We start from the raw sequence: 1,220 nt of genomic DNA on the forward strand, positions 1-1,220 counted from the left end.
CCGCCGAGTGGGCACCCCACCTCCGCCGAGTGGGCACCCCACCTCCGCCGAGTGGGCCCTGCTCACCGTCGCGCGTATCCTGAACCCCATGTCTGATCGCGCGTTGACCCGTGGACTGACGTCCCTGCTCTCCACTCCCGCAGGACGGGCCGTCGCGGCGACGGCGGGCACGGGCGCGGCTGGGTTGTTCTACGCGACGGTGATCGAACGTAACGCCTTTGCACTGCGCCATGTCACGATGCCGGTGCTCGAGCCTGGTTCGACGCCGCTTCGCGTCCTGCACATCAGCGACTTGCACATGATGCCCAACCAATACCTGAAACAGGCCTGGGTGTCCGAACTCGCCGCGCTCGAGCCAGACCTGGTCGTCAACACCGGCGACAATCTCGCCCACCCGAGCTCGGTGCCCGCGGTCATCCAGGCTCTCGACGGCTTGCTGACCCACCCAGGGCTGTTCGTCTTCGGCTCGAATGACTATTTCGGGCCGACACCGAAGAACCCCTTCACATACTTCAACTCCGACCACGAGCGCCAACACGGCGAACCGCTACCGTGGCGCGACCTGCGGGCCGCCTTCATCGAGCGCGGGTGGCTCGACGCGACCCATCGGACCCACGAGATCGAGATCGGCGGCACTCGCATCGTGGCCGCCGGTGTCGACGACCCGCATCTCGACCGCGATCGCTACGACACGATCGCCGGCCGACCCAACCCGCTCGCACAACTACGGTTGGGACTCACCCATTCACCCGAGCCCCGGGTGCTCGATCACTTCGCCGACGACGGGTACGACCTCGTAATGGCCGGCCACACCCACGGCGGGCAGCTCTGCCTGCCCTTCATCGGTGCCCTCGTCACCAACTGCGAACTTGACCGGTCGCGGGTGAAAGGACCGTCACGCTGGGGCAATCACCTGCGCTTACACGTCAGCGCCGGGCTGGGTACCTCGCCCTATGCGCCGGCACGGTTCATGTGCCGGCCCGAGGCCACCCTGCTGACCCTGACGCCGGTGTCGCACGGCGATGCCGCTGCCACCACCGTCGAGTCTCTTCCCCAAATGGCCGAGGACCGCGTGTAGCGCGTACCAACAAACGAGGAGGCCCTGACCAGCATTCCTGCCGGTCAGGGCCTCTTCTGCAATCTCAACCTTGCGTCGGGGTAGCGGGATTCGAACCCACGACCTCTTCGTCCCGAACGAAGCGCGCTACCAAGCTGCGCCA

At 66.6% G+C, this 1,220-nt stretch carries 1 protein-coding gene; it reads left to right on the forward strand.

What is annotated here, in order from left to right:
• The first annotated feature begins 88 nt into the window (after positions 1-88).
• Complete coding sequence (locus B4M62_RS13815; protein ID WP_290714226.1) at positions 89-1,078, forward strand: metallophosphoesterase; 990 nt, start codon at positions 89-91, stop codon at positions 1,076-1,078.
• Positions 1,079-1,220 lie beyond the last annotated feature (142 nt).

Source organism: Gordonia sp. UBA5067 (assembly GCF_002414845.1).
Lineage (GTDB): Bacteria > Actinomycetota > Actinomycetes > Mycobacteriales > Mycobacteriaceae > Gordonia > Gordonia defluvii.

Bases quoted from the DNA above. Each gene is read 5' to 3' on its own strand.
- B4M62_RS13815 (WP_290714226.1), top strand. From the start codon at position 89: ATGTCTGATCGCGCGTTGACCCGTGGACTGACGTCCCTGCTCTCCACT.